Origin of the sequence: Marinifilum flexuosum, assembly GCF_003610555.1 — a bacterium.
In the GTDB taxonomy this organism is placed as follows: Bacteria; Bacteroidota; Bacteroidia; order Bacteroidales; family Marinifilaceae; genus Marinifilum; species Marinifilum flexuosum.
Genome location: NZ_RAPQ01000010.1, coordinates 455,258 through 477,994, shown reverse-complemented (window position 1 = coordinate 477,994; position 22,737 = coordinate 455,258). Strand labels below are relative to the sequence as shown.

Sequence of the window (22,737 nt, the reverse complement as noted above, 5' to 3'; positions counted from 1 at the left end):
TTCATTAAATTTAAGAGAGCCCATTATTAGTGCTTAAATATTGAATTTTGGCACTTAATTTTTATTGTATCTACGTAAGCCCTAAACCTATGAACACAGAATCCGATAAAAATCAAGGAATTAACAGGATTATAGCGGAGAATATTGAAAGACTAAAAGAATTAGCCGCAATAAATCAAACTACAGGAATAATAAAGGAAGGAAAATCTATTGAAGATACCCTGCAACAAATCTGTTTTATACTACCTAAAGCATGGCAATATCCTGAGTTTACAGTGGCACGAATCATTTTCGATGGACAAGAGTATTTGAGTTCTGGCTTTCGATTATCGCAATGGACCATGACTCAGGAATTCATGACCATTGACAATAAAAGTGGAAGAATAGAGATTTGCTATGTAAAAAAGTTTCCAAGTTTGGATGAAGGGCCTTTCTTAAAGGAAGAAAGACATTTGGTTGAGAATCTTGCGAGCATTATTGTTGGGTACATAAATAGTGAAACAGGAAAGCAACTTTTAACACAAGCAAAATATAAGAGCGAAGCAAAAAAGGAAATTATTGGACCTTACGTACCTGTTACCAATAGAAAACTGCTTCAAAATTTTCTAAACAAGAATAATGCTGATCGGGATATTTATCACGATTTAATGCCATTTAAGGTGAAGGAGATTTTGCTGGTTGCAAATTTGTACGATGCCTATTGTATTGAGAGAGAAGGGCGTTTTGCAGAGCAGATTTCAGGTGAGTATCAGCAGTTGAATTTGACTTCAATGCCTCGTGTAACAGGAGTTTCTACCTTGGAGGAAACCATGGAGCAGTTGCACAGCAAGCACTTTGATATGATCATTCTGATGGTTGGTGTCGATAAAAAAACTCCAATAGAATACAGTGAAAAGATTAAAAGTGAATTTCCATACATCTCAATTTTCCTCCTGCTGAACAACGATGCGGATATTGCTCTTTTTGAAGAACAGCGAACCGAGCTAAAAACGGTGGATAAAATTTTTGTTTGGAACGGAGAATCGCAAGTGTTTTTTGCAATGATCAAATCGCTGGAAGACAAGGTAAATGTTGATAATGATACGAAAATAGGGCTTTCTCGAGTAATACTTCTGGTGGAAGATTCTGCCAAATACTATTCACGTTATATGCCAATGCTATATCAGAGTGTATTGGCGCAAACCCAAAGAATTATTGATGATGTAAGTACCGATGCTCAATACAAGATTCTTCGCTTGAGAGCTCGTCCGAAAATCTTGCTGGCTTCGAATTACGAAGAGGCCATGAATATTTATTACAAGTTTAAAGATTTTCTATTGTGCTTAATTTCGGATGTGAAATTTCCAAAAGAAGGAGTATTCGAAGAAGATGCCGGAATACAATTGGTGAAAGAAATTAAGGATGAATATCCAAATTTACCTGTAATCCTACAATCTTCGGATGTTACCAATGCAGCTCATGCATTTAATTTAAAGTGTAGTTTTATCAACAAAAATTCAGAAACATTGCGTCATGATATTCGCTTGTTTATCCGACAGTTTCTGGGTTTTGGCGATTTTGTATACAAAGACGCTGATGGTAATGAAATTGCTACGGCAAAATCTTTAAGGGAATTTGAAGAGTACTTGTATCATATTCCTGCAGAGTCTTTGGTTTATCATGCCAATAAAAATCATTTCTCACTTTGGTTGATGGCGCGAGGTGAGATACGTGTTGCAAAAATGATTGCTCCCTACAATATAGGTGATTTTAAATCGGCCGAAGATGTGCGCGACTACCTGATTAATGTGATTCAGAATTATAGGAATGAGAAGAACAAAGGTAAAGTGGTTGAGTTCAATTCCGATCAAGTGCTTAATGCCAATAATATCGTGACCCTTTCAACAGGTTCTTTGGGAGGAAAGGGAAGAGGTTTGGCTTTTATCAATTCAATGTTGTTTAATCTTGACTTGAGCCGATACATTAAAGATATCAATATTAAAGCTCCAATGACTGCAGTTATTGGTGTTGACGAATATGAATCGTTTATCGATAGAAATAATTTATTGGATAGAACCAAAGATTTGCCCGATTACAAGGAAGTGCAGCGTTTGTTCTTGGCTTCGGATCTTACATTAAGACTGGTGCAAAAAATCAGGATCATGTTGATGAATTTTGATCAACCATTGGCCATTCGTTCTTCTGGATTGTTTGAAGATTCTTTATTGCAGCCTGTGGCAGGAGTTTTTCAAACCTATTTGGTTCCTAACAATCATCCTGATTTGAATGAAAGGGTAAAACAAGTTACTGATGCCATAAAACTGGTTTATGCTTCTATTTTTTCTGAGGAATCACGTGCTAATGTTCAGGCTTTAAATTACAAACTTGAAGAGGAGAAGATGGCTGTTGTTATTCAGGAAGTAGTTGGCAATCGTTATGAAGATACTTTCTATCCACATATTTCAGGCGTAGCCCAATCCTACAATTATTATCCTTACGGACACATGAAGCCTGAAGAAGGCTATGCTGTAATTGCTGTAGGTTTGGGAAAATATGTAGTGGATGGAGAAAAGGCCTGCAGGTTTTCTCCAGTTTTTCCAACTATCGAAAACAATTCGCCTAAAGATCAGTTCAAAAATTCGCAGGTTGAATTTTATGCAGTTGACCTGAAGAAGAAAGATGTGGATTTATTGGAGGGAGAAACAGCAGGTTTAATTCGACTGGAAATTGATGATGCGGAAGAACACGGTAATCTTACCCATTGTGCATCGGTTTACAATTCGGTTAATGATACCATTAGTCCAGGACTAGATGCTTATGGACCGCGAATTGTAAATTTTGCCAATATTCTGAAGTACGACTACATTCCATTGGCAAAGACAATAGAATTGGTTTTGGATATTGTGAAAGAGGCAATGGGATCGCCAATAGAAATTGAATTTGCGGTTGATTTGACCAAAGATAAAAAGGGAAAGGCATCTTTTTATTTACTTCAAATAAAACCTTTAATCGGAAATGTTGATGATTATAATGTTGATTTGGAAGAGGTTGATCGAAACAGATTGATGTTACTTTCTGAAATGAGTATGGGAAATGGTCTGATTGATACGGTATGCGATGTAATTTATGTGGCTCCTGAATTATTTAAAAAGGAAATGACTCCTGAAATTGCATCAATTATTTCTTCGGTGAATGAGAAAATGCGATTGCAAAATAAGAACTATGTGCTGGTTGGTCCGGGAAGATGGGGAACAAGAGACAAATGGATTGGAATTCCTGTGAAATGGAACGATATATCAAATGCAAAACTGATTGTAGAAACCAGCTTTGCAGATTACCCATTGGAGGCTTCATCAGGCTCGCACTTTTTTCACAATGTAACATCAATGAATATTGGCTATTGTTCTGTTCATCATCATTCCGAAACTTCATTTGTGGATTATGAACTGCTCGGAAAACAGGATTTGATAGCTGAATATGGTGCGGTTAAGCATGTACGTTTTGCCAAGCCATTAAGTATTAAAATGGATGGTAAAAAGAGATTGGCAGTTGCCAGTTGGCAGAAATAGTTTAATCGAATTTAATGGCTTTAGCCGGACTAATTTTTGTAATTAAATAGGATGGAATTAGCAACATGGCAACTGTAGCAATTAAACTTCCAACATTTAATAAAAGTAAATGACTAAGTTTTAGATTAACCGGTACGGTATCAACGTAATAGTTGGTAGGATCTAACGGGATGATCTCAAAATAATATTGCAAAAGACACAAGCCTATACCAATAACATTACCCCATAACATTCCTTTGCCAATTATCATGCTTGATTGGTAAAGGAATACTTTTCGTATTGACCAATTTTTTGTTCCCAGTGCTTTTAAAATCCCAATCATATTGGTTTTTTCCAGAATGATGATCAGTAATCCAGAAACCATATTGATACCTGCTACCAGAATCATTAGTGATAGGATAATCCAAACATTAAGATCCAGCATATCGAGCCAACTGAAAATTTGAGGATATTTTCTAAGAATATTTCGAACTTTTACACTGCCTCCCTCTTTTGTGAAAGAACTTGCGGTACTTTGTTTTACCAGGTAAGTAAGCTCTGATATTTCATCAAAATCATCGATGAAAATTTCATATCCACTAACTTGATTTTCTTCCCAGTCGTTTAGTTTTTGGATATGACGCATATCGCAAACCAAGAACAGTTTGTCGAACTCTTCCATTCCGGTATTGTAGATACCTGAAATAACAAAGCGTCTTTCGCGAGGAGGTTGTTGGATAAAGTAAACTGATATTTTATCGCCAATTTTAACTTGCAGTAGCTTCGATAATTTTTCTGAGATTAGAATTTGATTACTGCTCTTTTCTTCTAGTTTGAATATTTCACCTTCAACCAAGTTTTTACTGAAAAAGCTCCAGTCGTAATCTTTTCCAATGCCATTTAATACAATACCTTGAATCTCTGATTTTGTTTTTAGAATACCTGGTTTTGTTGCAAAAGCTTGTATGTGTCGAATCCCATGAATCTGCTTTATCAGATTCGTATCGATAATGCTTTTATCAATTGGTTGGGTTTCAAAAGAAGAATTATTATCGTAGTTGGTAATCTGAATGTGTGAACCAAAACCAGTTACTTTGTTGGTAATTTCAGATTTAAAGCCAGTTACAATGGCTACAGCTAAAATCATAACACTAATGCCAAGCGCAATGCTAAGTTTGGCAATTTTAATAATCGGGCGCGACATTTTCTTTTCGCCTTTTTCACCCGTAGTAATTTTTTTAGCTATAAATAATTCCAGATTCAAATTGATATTCTTTTTGTTAAGATTAACACAAAAGTAGTAATTTCATATGATTAAAATTTATTTTTATTTGCAATTGATTTCGAATGTTTTTGGGTGTTTGGTGAATTTTATATTTTACAACTCGAATTGAAAATATCGAAATTCATAATCGTTACATCTTGTTTAAAATTGAAAAGAATCATATCATGAGAGTTTATTTATATACAATTTTGATGTGCTTGTTTATTGTGAGTACATCCTGTGCACAACAGAATGAATTAAAAATATTACCGGGTGCTGAGAATACTCAGGATTATCTGCCATTGCTTCAAGGCAAATCGGTTGGGTTTGTGGGCAATCAATCCTCTTTGGTTGGGAATCAGCATTTAGTTGATTTTCTGTTTGCAAAAAACATTAAAATTCAAAGAATATTTAGTCCTGAACATGGATTTCGAGGTGTTGCCGATGCTGGAGAGAAAATTAAAAACAGCAAAGATGTAAAAACTGGCATTTCCATAGTTTCTCTGTATGGCAAACATTTTAAACCAAGCAAAGAAGAAGTACAAGGCATTGATGTAATGGTGTTTGATATTCAGGATGTGGGGGTTCGGTTTTACACCTACATTTCAACATTGCATTATGTGATGGAAATATGTGCCGAGCAAAATATACCACTTATCGTTTTAGATCGACCAAACCCTAATGCTCATTACGTGGATGGACCACTTTTAGAAAAAAAATACGCTTCATTCGTTGGGATGCATCCGGTACCTGTTGTTTATGGATTAACTATTGGAGAGTATGCAAAAATGATTAATGGTGAAGCTTGGTTAAAGGGAAGTGTAAAGTGTGATCTTACAGTGATCCATTGTAGAAATTGGAATCGAAATCAAATTTACGATTTACCAGTTAAACCATCGCCCAATTTGCCCAATGCCCTTTCGGTTGCCTTGTATCCATCTTTGTGTTTTTTCGAAGGTACCACGGTAAGTGCAGGACGAGGAACTGATTATCCATTCCAATGTTTTGGACATCCGAATATGAAAAATGACGGTTATTCTTATACGCCTCGAAGTATTCCTGGGGCAAGTAAATATCCCAAATTTAAAGGCAAAGTATGTTATGGATATGATCTGAGTAGGTACAATTTGGTAGATTTTAGAAACAGAAAAGCGCTTGATTTGTCTTTTCTAATCAAGGCTTACCAACAACTTCAGGCTAATAAAAAATTCTTTAATACTTTCTTTAGAAACTTGGCGGGAACCAATCAGTTGAAACTGCAAATAGAAAAGGGAATGAGTGAGGAAGACATTAGAGAAAGCTGGCAAGAAGATCTGAAAGCTTATAAAAATATCCGTAAAAAGTATCTGATTTATCCTGATTGGGAGTAAAATCAGAAACAGAATCGCCGGTGACGAAAGGAAAGTAGTATCGACTTAATTGACAAACCCGACGACCTGTTTCCAGGGATTTTTTATTTAAAATTTATGAGGCTTGAGATAGTATGATTATTATAGCAAGTATAAAAAATGCAGCTCTTATGTATCTAAAACTACTACTAAATGAGTGTTAATATTAAAGGAGAAATTGGGAGGAGATAATGTTAAATTAATGGAAGGTTAATGCTAAAAATCAGTCTTGATAATTTAGAACTTATCAAAATAATCGGTAAATTTAAAGGAGTAACAACTTTAAACTAGAAAGAAATGGCATTTACCTTACAAATTGGAGATAAAGCTCCCGCATTTAATTTGATTGCAACTGATGGTATTCGATATAAGTTAAACGATTTTAAGTCATCGAAATTGCTGGTGGTTTTCTTTACTTGTAATCATTGCCCTTATGTTGTTGGATCGGATGAGGATACCAGAGCCATTGCAGACAAGTATATACCGCATGGAGTTGAATTTGTTGGAATTAATTCCAATTCTCCCAATACATACGAAGAAGATGACTATGACCACATGGTTACCCGAATGGAAGAGAATGATTTTCCTTGGGTTTATTTGCATGATGAAACTCAAGAGATAGCCGTTAGTTATGGTGCTTTAAGGACACCACACTTTTATTTGTTTAATGAGAAGAGGGAGTTGATCTATACGGGAAGAGCTGTTGATAATCCGAAGGATACTTCGAAAGTTACTGTACGTGATTTGGAAAGAGCAATTATTGAGTATTTGGATGGAAAGACAATTTCAACTCCAGTGACCAATCCAATTGGTTGCAATGTAAAATGGGATGGGAAAGATAAACACTGGATGCCTGCAGATGCATGTGATTTGGTGTGAAGAAAATACACTTTATACAAAAGAGGCTATCTTTTAAAGATAGCCTCTTTGCTTTTATACTTTTTGGTATGAAGTATTTTTTATCTGTAATGTAGAATTATACCAAGATATAATCTTTTAGTATAAATGGTATATTACAATTGCTTTAATAAGTTAGCCATTTCAATACCAGAAACTGCAGCTTCGTAACCTTTGTTACCTGCTTTTGTACCCGCACGTTCAATAGCTTGTTCAATTGTATCAACAGTTAAAACACCGAAAATTACAGGAACTTCTGAATCTAATGATACATGTGCTACACCTTTAGTTACTTCGTTTGAAACATAGTCGAAGTGAGGCGTAGAACCTTTAATTACTGCACCTAAACAGATTACAGCATCATACTTTCCACTTTTTACCATGCGCTTTGCAATCAATGGAATTTCGAATGCACCTGGAACCCAAGCAACATCAACATCATCTTCTGATGCACCATGACGCTTGATTGCATCCAATGCACCACCTAACAATTTGCTTCCAATAAACTCGTTAAAACGACCTGTTACGATACCAAACTTAAGACCTTCAGCAACTAATTTACCTTCAATTGTATTCATTTTATTATCTATTTTTCGATTATTTTTTATTCAATTCCTTTTACTTTCTTATCATCGTTTTGAAGATTCCACTTCACATCCTGATGTAACATGTGACCCATTTTTTTCATTTTGGTCATCATGTAAAATTCATTTTTTTCATGATGTGTCATTTCAATTTCTTCACGATCAACAATCTTGATGCCGTAACCTTTTAAGCCTGCTACTTTTAGTGGATTGTTGGTCATTAGTTTTAAATTCTTAACTCCCAAATCGGCAAGAATTGCAGCTCCAATACCATAATCACGCAAGTCAGCTTTAAAGCCAAGAGCAAGGTTTGCTTCAACAGTATCCATTCCCATATCTTGTAATTGGTAGGCACGAAGCTTGTTGATCAAACCAATTCCACGACCTTCTTGACGCATGTACAACAATACACCACGGCCAGCTTTTTCAATTCTTTTTAGTGCTTCCTGTAATTGCTCTCCACAATCGCAACGAAGCGAACCAAAAGCATCTCCAGTTAAACATTCAGAATGAACACGTGTAAGAATAGGCTCATCGGTATCAACATTCCCTTTTACCAAGGCAACATGATGTTCGCCGGTAATTTTATTCACATAACCATGAGCTCTGAATTCTCCATGCTGTGTTGGCATAGCAGTTTCGGTCACCTTTTCAATCATGGTTTCTGTCTGGCGACGATATTCTATTAAATCAGCAATGGTGATCATTTTCAGGTCGTGCTTTTCGATATATTCCTTCAATTGAGGAACACGAGCCATTGTACCATCTTCGTTCATGATTTCACAAATCACACCTGCAGGATACAAACCTGCCATACGAGCCAAATCTACAGCTGCTTCGGTATGACCAGCACGAACCAATACACCATTTTTACGAGCTACCAATGGGAAAATGTGTCCCGGACGAGTAAAGTCTTCTGGTTTAGCATCATTTTCCAATACTCTTTTAATGGTATGAGCACGTTCATGAGCAGAAATTCCGGTTGTACAATCAGCTGCATCTATACTAACAGTAAAAGCAGTTTGCTTGGCATCGGTATTGTTGTACACCATCATATCGATATCCAATTCGTCCAAACGCTCTTTTACTATTGGCATACAAATTAATCCTCCGGCCTGACGAGCCATAAAATTAATTGCCTCAGGGGTTACCATTTCGGCAGCCATTAATAAATCACCTTCATTCTCGCGATCTTCATCATCCACCACTACAATCATCTTACCTTGTCTGATGTCTTCAATCGCCTCTTCAATAGTATGAAATTCCATTACTTATCTTGTTTGTTGTCTTGTTTATGCAAATCCGTTTTCTTTTAAAAAATCCATTGAAATATCCGATTTCTCCGATTTTTCTTCTTCCTCTCTGTGGAACATGAATTTCTCTATATATTTAGCTGTCATGTCGCATTCCAAATTGACTTTCTCACCAGCTTTTTTAGATGTTAAAGTTGTATCGTATTGAGTTAAAGGAATGATTGATACTTTAAATATCTTCTCATCCACATAGGCTACTGTCAAGCTAATACCATCAATAGCAATTGAGCCTTTTTCAATTACATATTTCAGGATGTTTTTTGGTGCAGCAATACTCACCCAAATGGCATTGTCATCTTTTTCTTGCCCTACAATTTCTCCTAAGCCATCCACATGACCACTTACCATGTGTCCACCCAATCGATCGCCAACACGAACAGCTCTTTCCAAGTTCACCTTGCTACCTGTACCAAGTGTACCAAAACTGGTTCTGTTCATGGTTTCCGGCATAACATCAGCTGTAAAACCGGCAGAGTCGAAACTTATTACCGTTAGACAAATTCCATTGGTTGCGATGCTATCGCCCAATTTTACATCATCCATAATTTTATTGGCAGAAATGCTCAAACGAATAGATTTTGCTCCTCGCTCGATGGCTTTAATTTGTCCTATTTCTTCTATTAGTCCTGTAAACATTTTTCTATTTTGGGTTGTACAGTCGTTTCATGCAACGTCTCTACTTTATTTTTCCTGACAACATTAGGTCATTTCCCAATTGTTGTAACTTAATATCTTCTAATTCTATGGCATCCTTCATCAATTCAATGCCTTCTCCTCCTACCGGACTTTTAGCATTACCCCCAATTATTTTAGGTGCGACAAAGGAAATTACTTCATCAACAACACCTGATTGTAATGCCGAAAAGTTCAAGGTAGCTCCACCTTCCAATAATACTCCATCAATGTTTTGTTCTCCGAGCTTTAGCATCAAACTATTTAAATCGATTCTATCATTTAAAGCAACCACTTTTAGAACTTGATTTCCTTTAGCTTCAATTTGCTTGATTTTATTGAGATCAGCTTCTTCTGTAACTGCCAAAATTGTTTTTGCTTGTTCCGGAGTATTTAAAATCTTAGAATCCAAGGGAATTCTTGCTTTGCTATCTACAACAATTCGAACCGGATTTTGACCATTCCCATTCTCTAGTCTGGTGGTAAGCATGGGGTCATCAGCAATTACGGTATCAACACCAACCATGATTCCTGCCAATTCGTTTCTTAATTCATGAACCTTAGCTCTCGATTTTTTGTTCGAAACCCAACGCGAATCACCTGTTTTACTGGCAATTTTCCCATCCAGTGTCATGGCAGTTTTCATTACCACGTATGGAGTTTTCGACTGTATAAATTTTAGAAAGGTTTTATTCATTTCGGTCAACTCCTCGCACAAATAGCCGAAATCAACTTTAATGCCATTTTCTTCTAAAATTTTTACACCACGACCAGCAACCAAAGGGTTGGGATCAAGCATGCCGATAATTACTTTTCCAATTTTATTTTTCACAATGGCTTCGGCACAAGGAGGCGTTTTTCCGTAATGAGAACAAGGTTCTAGCGTTACATACATCGTAGCTCCTTCAACCGATTCTTTGGCCGAACGGAAAGCATTTACCTCGGCATGAGGACCACCATAAAATTCATGATAGCCTTCCCCAATTATTTTATCTTCTTTTACAATTACAGCACCAACCAGAGGATTTGGACTTACTTTTCCAACTCCTTTCTTAGCAAGCTCGTAAGCTTTGTGCATGTATTCGTATTTCTTGCTCATATATTTAAAAACAAAAAGCCCTGAACAGTAAATTACTATTCAGGGCATTTATTATACGGTCTGCCAACTGGAATCAATTTTTCCAATGACATGAATTAATCAAATCGATCAATTGTTTTTTCTTCTCCCATCCAGACTGTACTGTCGGTACTGGAATCTCACCAGTTCAATCCTTTTACAGATTCGCGGACTATCACCGCCGGTCGGGAATTTCACCCTGCCCTGAAGAAACAATAAAATATGTTGAAACAGAGTTTTTAAGCACTGTTTCTGCTACAAATATAGATCTTTAAGTTTTAAAAACAAATGAAGCTGATATGCTTTAAACAATATTAACAGTTCATTATAGATTTTTAATCTAAAAAAAATACAAGTATCAAGCTTAATGATTGTTAGACATTTTCGTAAATGGCATTAATTGTTCTATATTTGCAAAAATTTTTAAATCACTAAATTGGAGTAAGTATGCCTCATAAGTCAGGTTTTGTAAATATCATTGGAAATCCGAACGTTGGAAAATCAACCTTAATGAACAATTTGGTTGGTGAACGCATTTCGATTATCACATCGAAATCGCAAACTACCCGCCACAGAATTAAGGGAATTGTAAATGGTGAAGATTTTCAAATTGTATATTCTGATACTCCGGGAGTATTGAAACCGAATTACAAACTTCAGGAATCGATGATGAAGTTTTCAACATCTGCATTGGTTGATGCTGACATTATTTTATATGTTACCGATGTGGTTGAAACCATTGACAAGAATGAAGATTTTTTAAAAAAGGTTCAGAACACTGACACTCCGGTAATCCTGATTTTGAATAAAATTGACTTGACAACTCAGGATAAACTTGTTGAGATGATGGACATGTGGAAAGAAAAGCTGCCAAAAGCAGAAATTTTCCCTATGTCGGCAAAAGAGAATTTTAATGTCTCTAATTTATTTGATAGAATTTTAGAGCTATTGCCTGAAGGACCTCCTTACTTTGCTAAGGATGAAATGACTGATTTGCCAGCCCGTTTCTTTGTGAATGAAATCATCAGAGAAAAAGTATTAATGAACTACGATAAGGAAATTCCTTATGCTGTGGAAGTTGAAGTAGAAGAGTTTAAAGATGAGCCTAAGATTATCAACATTATGGCGGTGATTAATGTTGAAAGAATGTCACAAAAAGGGATCATCATCGGTCATCAAGGTAAAGCACTTAAAAAAGTTGGAACCGAAGCCAGAAAAGACATGGAAGCATTCTTTGGTAAGAAAGTATTTTTAAAGATTTACGTTAAAGTTGCCAAAGACTGGAGAAATAAAGAGAATAAATTAAAAGGATTCGGGTACAACCAATAAATTAATGATAAATTATGAATGATGATTTATGCATCTTGTAAAATTCATTATTCTTAACTTATAATTCATAATTAACAATGAGTAATATAGTTGCAATAGTAGGTCGTCCAAATGTTGGAAAATCTACACTTTTTAATCGATTAATAGGAAGCCGAAAAGCGATTGTAAATGAAACTGCCGGAGTAACCCGCGATCGTAATTACGGAAAAGCGGATTGGAATGGAAAAGAGTTTTCGGTAATTGATACAGGTGGATATTCATTTAACTCGGAAGATGTTTTTGATGAAGAAATCCGCAAGCAGGTAATGCTGGCTATTGATGAGGCCGATGCCATTTTATTTGTGTTGGATGTTCAGCACGGATTGACAGACTTGGATGAGGCTGTTGCGCGAATTCTTCGCAGAACTACAAAAAAGGTTTATCTGGTAGCCAATAAGGCAGATAACAGCGATTTAATTTTTGCGGCAAATGAGTTTTACTCAGTGGGAATTGGCGATGTTGTTTATCCAATTTCATCGGTGAATGGTTCGGGAACCGGAGATTTGCTTGATGCTGTTGTGGGTGATTTTGAAGAAAAGCCAGAAGAAGAAGACAACGAATTACCAAGACTTGCATTTGTTGGTCGTCCTAATGTAGGAAAATCATCAACAGTAAATGCTTTAATTGGTATCGAAAGAAATATTGTTACCGATGTTGCTGGTACAACCAGAGATTCAATTCATACAAGATTCCAAAAATTTGGGCACGACTTTATGATGGTAGATACTGCCGGAGTTCGTAAAAAACCAAAGGTGAATGAGGACTTGGAATTCTATTCGGTAATGCGTTCGATTAGAACTATTGAAACTGCAGATGTTTGTGTTCTGATTCTTGATGCAACACGTGGTGTAGAAGCTCAGGATCTGAGTATTTTTGATTTGATTATCAAAAACAGAAAGGGTGTTGTGATCATGGTGAATAAGTGGGATTTGATTGAGAAAGAAACCAACACCATGAAAGAGTTCGAGCAAGAAATCAGAAATAAAATTGCTCCTTTTAATGATGTGCCAATTATCTTTACATCTGCACTTTCCAAGCAACGATTATTAAATGTGTTGGAATCTGCATTGGAAGTATATGAAAATAGAGTACGTAAGATTCAAACTTCCGAATTAAATAAGGTAATGCAGGATGCCATTGCTGCGTTTACTCCACCTTCGGTAAAGGGTAAATTCATTAAGATTAAGTATGTAACTCAATTGCCTACTTTGGCTCCAACTTTTGCATTCTATTGTAACTTGCCACAGTACATTAAAGATCCTTACAAAAGGTACCTTGAAAACCAGATTCGTAAAAACTGGACATTTACAGGGGTTCCGATTCAGATTTTTATGAGAAAAAAATAATTGCTACAAAGCAATCATATCAACCGATTCAGAATTTCTGAATCGGTTTTTTTTGATCTAAATTTTATAATTATTTTTTTAAACTAATGATTTAGTTATATTTATATGATAATTATAAAATTACAACCCAATGAAACAATTTATTTTTACCCTAATACTTACAAGTATTTTCTTTATCCCCAATGCATTCTCGCAACGTACCAATAAGGTAGACCAATTGCTTTTTAATGGAGAATATGAAAGTGCTATTCCAATTCTTAAGCAAATGATTGCAAAGGATAGTACAAATAGTAAGCTGTATTTTCGTTTGGGGAAAGCATATCAAAGCCTAAATCAGTATGTTCCCGCAATCGAGAATTATCAGAAAGCACACAGGTTACATCCCAATTCAACAGCCACAATATTTAATTACAGCAATTGCCTTTATTCATCGGGAAATTATCCTGAATCTCAAAAACAACTATTAAAACTTCAAGCCGTTGATTCAATGCATTATCAAGGTAGTTTATTGTTGGCAAAAACATATGCTAACCTTAGCAATTACCGTAAGGGATTAGATATTTATGAGAAATTAATTGTGCGTGATTCTTTAAACCCATATTTGCACAAACAAGCTGCCAACTTGAAAGGAAAAATGCAGAATTTTATTGGTGCATTGGCATCATATTTAAAGGCATATGAACTTAATCCAAAAGACTTATCGGTTATTCTTCATGTGATTCAGAAATTTTATGAAATGCAAGGCTACGAACAAGCTTTGGATTTTTGTAATAAAGGGCTTGAAACTTATCCTAACAATCATCTGATACAGAAAAAGAAAGCCCAGTGTTTGGTTGGTTTGGAATGGTACGAGAATGCTTTAAACATTTACAAAGATCTTGAGACGAGAAAAAAACTAAACCTTAGTGGATACAAACAGTTGGGAGTTTGTTATATGCAAACCAGGCAATATGAAAATGCTATTAAATCATTTTTAGCTTGTGGTGAAACTTTTGAAAAAGATCCAATGCTTAATTTTTATCTTGGTGTCTGTCACTCTCGTTTAAATGATAACAAAAAAGGGATAGAGTATTTGAATAACTCTTTGGTTTATATTACACCTGCAATTAAATCATCAATACATTTGTATTTGGCAAAAGCATATAATGCGACTCGTGAATTTCAAAAAGCAGTAATTGAATATAAAAAACACTTTGAACTGGATAATTCCAATCCAGAAGTGTTATACGAAATTGCTACTACTTACGAGGAATTTGGCGATAATAAAAAGAAAGCACTGAAATATTATTCGCAATACATTAGAGAAACAGATGATATTGGAGGTGAGCGTTACGAGTATGCAAAATCAAGAATCCTGCACATTAAGGAGAAAATACATTTCGAAAAGTAAAAGAATACCTAATTGTTGGTATTGCGAACGCAAGTTAAGCAAACTAAGTTTGTAATGACTTAAAAACGAGCTCCCGGAACTGAGGCCAGATGAATTCGAGAAATCTTTTGCCATAATATTTCTTTTTAGTGTTTTTACTCATTTGGTTTCGGTTTTCGATTGCTTTTTTCTTTCATGTCTTATTAGATCTCCAAAAAATTACTAATTTAGATTGAATTAAAATACGAGTATGCATATAAAGAAAAGTATGAAAATGGCAGATGTGATTCAAATGAATTACATGCTTATACCTGTTATTCATCGTTTTGGAATTGAATTGGGATTTGGAGATAAAACAGTTGATCAGGTTTGTGAAGAGAATGAAGTTGATTTGAATTTTTTTCTTCAGCTGGTAAATGCTTATCATGATCAGGATTATTTTCCCAAAGAAGAACTACAAAGTATTCCGGTACGTGAAATTATAGCTTATCTTAAAATGACTCATGCCAGTTATTTGAATAATACAGTAACCGATATTGAGCAAAAAATTAAAAGCCTGGAATTGGAAGGTAATGAGGACAAAAAGTATATTGCCCTGATTAGAAATTTTTTCGAAGGATACAAATCGGAGCTTACAGAACACATTATGCGTGAGGAAGATGTTGTGTTCCCATATGTATTGGCCGTAGATGAGATAATAAAATCAGAACAATTTACTGATAAGAATAAAAAGGTTTTTGAGTCATTTTCGATTGAGGAATATGAGGAAGAGCACGATGATGTTGAGGAAAAACTTATGGATTTGCGAACCATCATGATTAAATATGTTGCTCCGCCTGCCAATACCAACCTATATCATAGTATTATTCAAGACTTATTTAGGCTAGAGGAAGATTTGAATTATCATTCCAGAATTGAGGATAAGGTTTTAATTCCGAAAATCATTTTAATGGAAAAATCAATTAAGAACCTGTTTTAATGTTCGTTTATGCCTAGAATTTCTATACTAATTGCAGAAAGCACTTGTTTGATTCGAAAAGGACTTAGCTCAGTAATTCAAAAGCTTGGGAATGTTGAAATTCTTCAGTCTGTTTCGAATAAAGCGGAGCTATGCGATATTGTGAATCGATTAAAGCCTGATATTTTAATTGCCAATCCGAATATGTTTGATTCCGATTATGAAGATTTGAAAAAGCCTTTTGTTGCTGCCAACAAAATGAGTTTGGTATTGATATCGGAAGACAAGTCAATTGAAGACACATATAATGCTGATGCTTTTATTCATTATAAGGATAATCAATCTAAAATTCTCGAAATTATTGAGGAGATAGTGAATCAGAAGACAGAAAAAAAACGAATTAATAAGTCGAATGAAACTTTAAGTTCGAGAGAACAAAATATATTGAAGCACATTGCCTTGGGATTAACCAATAAAGAGATTGCAGATCAGTTGTTTATTAGCATACATACCGTAGTTACCCATCGTAAAAACATAACGCAAAAACTTGGAATCAAATCTGTTTCTGGCTTAACGGTATATGCAATTCTGAACAATTTGATTAACATGGATGAGGTAAAGTAATTATAGCTCTATAACTGCACCCGCTGCCAATTCCAACAAGTTGAAGCTTTTTGCAAATTCATCGCGAACTTTGAAACTTGTGCAATGAGTTGGCCCAAGAATTTTAATGTTTTCAGCTTTTAGATATTCAATTGTTTTAATGGTAAGTTCGTCTATTTCCTTCAAATGAAAACCGCCAATTACTGCATAAACAGTATCTATTTTACTAACTTTTTTAGCGTATTCAACCGTATTACAAATGCCTGAGTGAGCACAACCACTAATCACAATTAATCCTTTGCTGCTGATTATTGCAATTGCTGAATCATCAGGAACAAAATCGGGAGATCCATCGGGTAAAAGAAAAGGACTTTCTTTCGATTCAAAATCATTAACCCTTGGGATTTCTCCCAAGAACACCATATTTTCAGAAATCCACAAAGGCTTTTTGCTTTCCGTTATTTTAAAGTTCTTCAAAAGCTCCTCTTTGTTCATAGATAAACCTACGTGGGTGTTGTTGCGTTTTCGATGCCTGGCAATAAAACAATCAGGGTGTAAAATCAGCTCTTTACCTGATAAATACTTTAAACCATCTCCATGATCCCAATGACCATGACTTAGAATTACAGAATCGATATCAGAAAAATCTTCATCTAACTTTCTGGCATTCTTTGCAAATAACTTGTTTGGACCTGCATCGAATAAAATTTTTTTATCGGATTCGACAAGTACAGAAAATCCATGAACCGATTCAAAACCTTCTGCTGCTGTATTATCTAATAGTATTTTCAGCTTCATTATTCATCTTTTCTTTTAGGAATTCTAAGGTTAAAGCATGAACCGACTCCTTGTTCCGAATCTACCCAAATTTCACCTTTTGCGTTTTTAACGATGTTTTTAACGATGGCCAAACCTAATCCCATTCCACCCGATTTGGTAGTGAAATTAGGATAGAAAAGTCTTTCCTTTATGTCATTGCTAATTCCGTTTCCATTGTCAATTACACAAGCTTTAAAGTATTCTTTTTCTTCTTCCAGCTCAACAATTACTTGTCCATCTCTATTTTCAGGAATGGATTGAATGGCATTGTTTATTAAATTCACAAATACTCGAATAAACTGCTCTTTATCAACAAATACATTGGCTGTTTCAATTCCATTTAGCTGAAGTTTTAAATCCAGTTCATCATTTCTGAACAAGGAAACAACATGATTTAATATATCAACAAGATTCAGTGCTTCATTATTTGCGGTTGGCATTTTTGCAAAATTTGAGAAGGCTGTGGCTATTGAAGACAAAGCATTAATCTGCTCGATTAACGTCTTGCTTACTTGTTGCAAATGCTCTTCTCTATTTTCAGATTTATCCTCGAAAAGTTTTTGCAAAAACTGAATGCTTAGCTTCATTGGAGTTAAAGGATTTTTAATTTCGTGAGCTATTTGACGAGCCATTTCTCTCCATGCGGATTCTCTTTCTGAGCGAGCCAACTTTTCTGCACTATCTGAAAGCTCAACTAGCATCTGGTTATATTCATTAATCAGACTTCCAATCTCATCATCTTTTGAATATTCAATTTTTTCGCCGTATGAACCAAATCGAGTGGCTTTTAACCTGTTCTGAATAATTCTTAATGGATATGTAATCTTGTTGGAAATAAAAACGGAAAGGAATATGGCCAACAAGATCATGAATACATGTAAGTTAACTCCTGTTAAAATGAGGTTGAACATTTCTTTTTCCAACTCCTGACTTTTGGTAAAATAAGGAAGGTTTACAAATGCAATAACCTTATTGTTTTCATCGACTATGGTTTCGTAAGCCGATAAATAAGACATTTTACCAATTTCTTCCTTGTGAATAAAGCTTGTTTTTTCTTTAAAAAACAATTGGTAGTAGGCTGCAAAGTTCATCTTCTTATACTGAAGCTTCTTTTCAAATATTTCGCGACGCGATGAGGTGATTAGTTCTCCTGATAAATCATACAAGTGAATATCAGCATAAATTAGACTGGAAAGTCTTCGCAAGCGATCTGTTAAAAAGTTTACATTTATATTTTCGCCTAAGCTCGAAATTACTTCTTGTTTTACCAATTGTAATTTCTCTTCTAATTTTCTATTATTAAGTTCTTCCGATCTTTCAATTGTATAATAAACAGTACCTCCACCCAACAGTAAAAAAAATAGCATTAGCAATCCTACAATTGAGTATTGTATTCTAAACTTAAAGCTCATGTTGAATTTAAATTTCCAGGGGAATCGGCTTAAAAGCCATATAAACATGCCAAACAAATAAAGAAATACAAAAATGTAAGGAACGGTTATAACTCTGTTGTACCAGCTAACAATAGGATAACTTACCACAACAGTATTGTTATCAAATCGATAAACGAGATGATCGTAATCGTCAAGTTTTACATGGAATGATTTCTCTTTGTTGATTCCAAATACCTTTTCACTCATGTAATAATTGAATTTCCCTGAGGAAGCAATCAATTTACCATCACTATATTTCCCATAAGAATATTCATTTCCTCTTTGTTTTAAAGTAACTTTTTCATCGAGTAATAAATCTGGATATCCAATTCCTTCATTGCCAAGTTTGGAATCAAGACGAATAAAAACTCGAACCAAACCCATTCTTTTGGTTTTAAATTCAAGTTTCCCCAGATAGGAAATCATTCCGTCGAAATCATTCAGATAATAGAACTTTGTATTAGGAATTTCTTCTCCTGACTGAAGAATCATCTCTTCGAAGAACTCAAAACAATTTCTGACATCATTGTCTGGTTCAATACTTAAATCATCAGATTCGTTACAAATTGTGATCTGGTGATAATACTGATCCCAATATCCGGAAAAGTATCGATCTTGAATGTGATCCATTATGCGTACTTCATTTCTAAATGGATGTTGACACATTTGTTTTAACTTCTTATCTGAATTGAGATCTTTTTGCAAGTGAACCAACAAATTTTCAGAAGTAGGATCGTATTCTGTAGAAAGATTCATTGCCGTTACCAATCTATTTTGAGCTTCTTTCTTTTCTGAGAGCACATTTATTATTCCGGTTACAGCTATGGCTACCAATAGTAGTAATACAATCATTAATGAGTAGTAGCTTCCTTTGGCAGCTTTATAGCTTGCAAATCCTACAAGTAATAGAATGATTAATGGTAAGATTAAAAAGAGATAGCTTTGAGGTTCGAATGAATAAAGGAAAAGATATACAATGGCTGGAATGGAAACTGTAAATACATAAATCAAATATTTCCACAAATTCCATCTAGATCTTGATAAGGCTGCAATAAGGTAAGCAAAGTGCCCTAAAGAATACATTAACAATAGCAAAATCAGAAACCCAACAAATACATAAATTCCATAATCTTGGAAAACAAACATCTGTAGACTGAAACTAGAGTCTAGTACCAAACTGCTTACTAATCCTTGGATTGAGTAAAAAAAAGTCCAATACAACATTAGATACAAAACAAATAGTATGCTTGCTCCTGTTTTTGATACTCCTTTAAGAATATGATATTTACATCCGTAAGATGAGTAGGTGTAAATGAAAAGGTAAAGGAATAGAACATTCAGCAAAAAATCTCCCAATGAAGGGAAGAAGAATGATCGTGCATATAGTGTTGGTGAGAATATTTCCAAATTGGAAAAGACAGATGGAAATGAGTATTGTATCATTAAATATCGAAAGCATAATAATGATATTCCCCAAATAAAGAGTGCACTTAAGCCAATTCGTACATTTCTAATCTCAAGTATTAGAATGCTAATTAGGATTAAAAGCAGAAGAATAAAAATGCCATAAAAGGCTCCAATACGGTGTTGAGCTTTTGGTGCACTGTAGCCATAATCCCTGTGTTGTAATGAAAATAGAAAGTTGTCATCTTTATCAAAAATCGGAACACCCTTTTCTTTGTCTAATGATATTTCAAACTCAACGGGTATATCAAACTCTCGATCGAAATGGTTCTTTAAATACTTATTCTGGTACGGATATATCTTTTTAATTAGAAGTAAGCCATACAAATCGATGCTATCTAATTGTTGTCTTTGAATATAGTACCAGCCATTCTCAAATCTTTTAACACTCCCATTCGATTCTTTAAGGCTTTCTACTTTAGGAATTATAAATGAGTTATCACTCCAAAATCCTAAACTGTCTTCTTTAAATGCTAGTAAAACAAAACCATCTTTTTTTAGGTCATGTTCAAATTCCGTGAAATTATTGTATTCACTTAATCCACCATTTTTATTTACAATGGCATTGCGTAACTCATTTAAATCTTTTTTTAGGGAAGGTTCCTTTTCACTAAAAACATGTTGTATTCTTTTTGCCGATTGTAGCAAACTATCCTCACGATTAAAGAGATAATCAGAAGTGATTGCTATGCCGAAAAATACCAGTACTGATATTCCTAGAATGTATTTGAGAAGTTTATTTTCCAATGCTGACTGTTTTGAAATTTCTGTTTGGACTAACAAATTTCATGCTAAACCTCTCACAAATTAGCATAATTCAATTAAATCATCAAACATGATGATAAGGTTCTCCTTTTATAATGGTCATAGCACGATAAAGTTGTTCAATAAAAATCATGCGAATCATTTGATGTGAGAAAGTCATCTTCGATAAAGAAACCTTTCCTTGTGCTTTTTTGTATACCTCTTCAGAAAAACCATAAGGCCCGCCAATTACAAAAACAAGATTTCGCGTTCCACTAATCATTTTCTGTTCCATAAACTTCGAAAATCCTACTGATGAGAACTCCTTGCCATTTTCATCTAATAAAATTAGTGTGTCTGTAGGCTTTAGTTTTTCCAGAATTAATTCACCTTCTTTTTGTTTTTGTTGATTTTCAGAAAGATTTTTTGTGTTCTTTAAATCGGGAATAATTTTAAAATCAAACGGAAGGTAATGCACAAGTCGTTTTTGATATTCGTCAATGCCTTTTTTAACAAAGTCTTTATCTGTTTTTCCAATTACCAAGAGAGTTGCTTTCATAAGTATCTTTTTTCACAATATGGTATTCCCAAAAATATAAACCTAAATCCTTTCAATTCCATGCTATACTGTGCCTTTAATCGATAGGGCAAAACCAATTATCTGCTCAATATCAGGTTCTCGATTAGATTTTTTTTATCTTGCGATATGTTTTTCGCACAGAATTTGTGTAAAGGTAAATGATAATGAATTAAAATTATTCAGATGAGAATTATTAAATACATATTTGTTGGAATTCTATTTGTTCTGTTTTCTGCTTCGAATGTAAGTTCGCAAACTCAGAATGATTTGCCGAAAAACTTAGTACTTGCTTTCAAGCAAGGAAATTGTGCAAGTTTGTCCAATTATTTTAGTGATAGAATCCAACTTTCGATTCAAGACAAAGAAGGCAGTTATAGCAAATCTCAAGCAAAACAGATTCTTGATAAGTTTTTTAGAGACTATCCACCAACAGATTTTAAAAAGAAGCATGCTGGAGGTAAAACCGGTGCTAGATATGCAACTGGAGAATTAATCACTAAAAAGGGAAATTTCCGATTAAGCTTTCTTTCGAAAAAACAAAACGGAAAATTCATTATTCACCAGCTCCATATAGAAAAAGATTAACTAAAGGCTCCAATTGATTGGAGCCTTTCCTTTTTCCTCCAAATATGCATTGGCCTTACTAAAGTGTTTGTTTCCTAAAAATCCTCGATCAGCCGAATAAGGTGATGGATGAGGCGATTTCAGTACCAAATGCTTCGATCGATTAATTTGTTCTCCTTTTCTTTGAGCATATGATCCCCACAATAGAAAAACAAGATTTTCCTTTTCTTCCGAAAGGCATTTTATAACTGCATCGGTAAATTGTTCCCAACCTTTGTTTTGATGCGAACCTGCTTGGTTAGCCCTAACGGTAAGTGTGGCATTTAATAGCATTACACCTTGTGAACTCCACTTTTCAAGATTTCCGCTTTTTGGCATGTTTAATCCTAGGTCAGAATTAATTTCCTTAAAGATATTCTGCAGGCTAGGAGGGAAGGCAACTCCATTATTCACGGAAAAGCATAAGCCATTAGCCTGTCCAAAGCCATGATAAGGATCTTGTCCAATGATCACCAATTTCACATCATCAAATGTACACTTGTTAAAGGCATTAAAAATTAATTTTCCTGGCGGATAGATTTTTTTGCTTTGATATTCTGTTTTTACAAAATGAACTAGGCGTTGAAAATATTCTTTCGAAAATTCACCACTTAGTTTTTCCTTCCAGGATTCTTCAATTTGTACATTCATGAGAATAATTTTCTTTCGAAGATAATATCAATGCTTA

Annotated in this window: 18 protein-coding genes and 1 riboswitch; of the genes, 9 read left to right on the top strand and 9 right to left on the bottom strand. The window is 34.7% G+C overall.

The annotated features are described in order from the left end of the window. Positions 1 to 89: 89 nt before the first annotated feature. Positions 90 to 3,548: a PEP/pyruvate-binding domain-containing protein gene (locus BXY64_RS15230; RefSeq protein WP_245996679.1), complete on the top strand. Its 3,459-nt coding sequence runs from the start codon at positions 90 to 92 to the stop codon at positions 3,546 to 3,548. A gap of 1 nt (position 3,549) precedes the next feature. On the opposite strand, the gene BXY64_RS15225 is transcribed toward BXY64_RS15230, so the two are convergent. Continuing rightward, a complete protein-coding gene (locus BXY64_RS15225) occupies positions 3,550 to 4,791 on the bottom strand; it encodes an ABC transporter permease (RefSeq protein ID WP_120240843.1) in 1,242 nt (413 codons plus the stop codon). Between the two features lie 185 nt (positions 4,792 to 4,976). Here BXY64_RS15225 and BXY64_RS15220 point away from each other — a divergent pair, with 185 nt between their 5' ends. Both BXY64_RS15220 and BXY64_RS15215 read left to right on the top strand, forming a co-directional pair. Beyond that, positions 4,977 to 6,161: an exo-beta-N-acetylmuramidase NamZ family protein gene (locus tag BXY64_RS15220; protein WP_170150678.1), complete on the top strand. Its 1,185-nt coding sequence runs from the start codon at positions 4,977 to 4,979 to the stop codon at positions 6,159 to 6,161. Between the two features lie 315 nt (positions 6,162 to 6,476). Beyond that, on the top strand, positions 6,477 to 7,058 hold the full coding sequence (locus tag BXY64_RS15215; protein WP_120240842.1) for a thioredoxin family protein: 582 nt from the start codon (positions 6,477 to 6,479) through the stop codon (positions 7,056 to 7,058). A gap of 134 nt (positions 7,059 to 7,192) precedes the next feature. Here the strand turns inward: BXY64_RS15215 and ribH are convergent, their stop codons facing one another. The 4 genes from ribH to ribD are packed head-to-tail and all read right to left on the bottom strand — an operon-like array spanning position 7,193 to position 10,744. After that, on the bottom strand, positions 7,193 to 7,654 hold the full coding sequence (gene ribH, locus BXY64_RS15210; protein ID WP_120240841.1) for a 6,7-dimethyl-8-ribityllumazine synthase: 462 nt from the start codon (positions 7,652 to 7,654) through the stop codon (positions 7,193 to 7,195). Positions 7,655 to 7,680: 26 nt separating this feature from the next. Next, entirely contained in the window at positions 7,681 to 8,928 is a 1,248-nt protein-coding gene (locus BXY64_RS15205; protein WP_120240840.1) for a bifunctional 3,4-dihydroxy-2-butanone-4-phosphate synthase/GTP cyclohydrolase II, read from the bottom strand. Between the two features lie 24 nt (positions 8,929 to 8,952). Then, the gene (locus tag BXY64_RS15200) at positions 8,953 to 9,609 is read right to left on the bottom strand and encodes a riboflavin synthase (RefSeq protein ID WP_120240839.1); all 657 of its coding nucleotides are present in this window, start codon (positions 9,607 to 9,609) and stop codon (positions 8,953 to 8,955) included. Positions 9,610 to 9,649: 40 nt separating this feature from the next. Further along, positions 9,650 to 10,744: a bifunctional diaminohydroxyphosphoribosylaminopyrimidine deaminase/5-amino-6-(5-phosphoribosylamino)uracil reductase RibD gene (ribD, locus tag BXY64_RS15195; protein ID WP_120240838.1), complete on the bottom strand. Its 1,095-nt coding sequence runs from the start codon at positions 10,742 to 10,744 to the stop codon at positions 9,650 to 9,652. A gap of 115 nt (positions 10,745 to 10,859) precedes the next feature. Further along, positions 10,860 to 10,978: riboswitch (FMN riboswitch) on the bottom strand. Between the two features lie 231 nt (positions 10,979 to 11,209). Between ribD and era the strand changes: the two genes are divergently transcribed. The 5 genes from era to BXY64_RS15170 all read left to right on the top strand — a co-directional run bounded on the left by era (position 11,210) and on the right by BXY64_RS15170 (position 16,427). Continuing rightward, positions 11,210 to 12,091: a GTPase Era gene (gene era / locus BXY64_RS15190; RefSeq protein WP_120240837.1), complete on the top strand. Its 882-nt coding sequence runs from the start codon at positions 11,210 to 11,212 to the stop codon at positions 12,089 to 12,091. Positions 12,092 to 12,168: 77 nt separating this feature from the next. Then, positions 12,169 to 13,476, top strand: coding sequence for a ribosome biogenesis GTPase Der (der, locus tag BXY64_RS15185; protein ID WP_120240836.1), 1,308 nt, complete (start codon positions 12,169 to 12,171; stop codon positions 13,474 to 13,476). A 130-nt stretch (positions 13,477 to 13,606) separates the two neighbouring features. After that, the gene (locus BXY64_RS15180) at positions 13,607 to 14,866 is read left to right on the top strand and encodes a tetratricopeptide repeat protein (RefSeq protein WP_120240835.1); all 1,260 of its coding nucleotides are present in this window, start codon (positions 13,607 to 13,609) and stop codon (positions 14,864 to 14,866) included. A 229-nt stretch (positions 14,867 to 15,095) separates the two neighbouring features. After that, positions 15,096 to 15,824, top strand: coding sequence for a hemerythrin domain-containing protein (locus tag BXY64_RS15175; RefSeq protein ID WP_120240834.1), 729 nt, complete (start codon positions 15,096 to 15,098; stop codon positions 15,822 to 15,824). 9 nt (positions 15,825 to 15,833) lie between these two features. Next, positions 15,834 to 16,427, top strand: coding sequence for a response regulator transcription factor (locus tag BXY64_RS15170; protein WP_120240833.1), 594 nt, complete (start codon positions 15,834 to 15,836; stop codon positions 16,425 to 16,427). On the opposite strand, the gene BXY64_RS15165 is transcribed toward BXY64_RS15170, so the two are convergent. From BXY64_RS15165 to rlmH, 3 genes are all read right to left on the bottom strand, one after another. Next, positions 16,428 to 17,204 carry an MBL fold metallo-hydrolase gene (locus BXY64_RS15165; RefSeq protein ID WP_120240832.1) on the bottom strand — a complete coding sequence of 259 codons (777 nt, stop codon included), beginning with the start codon at positions 17,202 to 17,204 and terminating at the stop codon, positions 16,428 to 16,430. Beyond that, positions 17,204 to 20,869, bottom strand: a complete 3,666-nt coding sequence (locus tag BXY64_RS15160) for a sensor histidine kinase (RefSeq protein WP_147376010.1) — start codon at positions 20,867 to 20,869, stop codon at positions 17,204 to 17,206. Before BXY64_RS15160 ends, BXY64_RS15165 begins: the two co-directional genes overlap by 1 nt. Positions 20,870 to 20,951: 82 nt before the next feature. Then, positions 20,952 to 21,425 (bottom strand): 23S rRNA (pseudouridine(1915)-N(3))-methyltransferase RlmH, encoded by a 474-nt coding sequence (rlmH, locus tag BXY64_RS15155; protein WP_120240830.1) that lies wholly within the window; start codon positions 21,423 to 21,425, stop codon positions 20,952 to 20,954. Positions 21,426 to 21,629: 204 nt separating this feature from the next. Between rlmH and BXY64_RS15150 the strand changes: the two genes are divergently transcribed. Continuing rightward, the gene (locus BXY64_RS15150) at positions 21,630 to 22,031 is read left to right on the top strand and encodes a DUF4783 domain-containing protein (protein WP_120240829.1); all 402 of its coding nucleotides are present in this window, start codon (positions 21,630 to 21,632) and stop codon (positions 22,029 to 22,031) included. On the opposite strand, the gene ung is transcribed toward BXY64_RS15150, so the two are convergent. Further along, positions 22,032 to 22,700: a uracil-DNA glycosylase gene (gene ung / locus BXY64_RS15145; protein ID WP_120240828.1), complete on the bottom strand. Its 669-nt coding sequence runs from the start codon at positions 22,698 to 22,700 to the stop codon at positions 22,032 to 22,034. Positions 22,701 to 22,737: the final 37 nt, after the last annotated feature.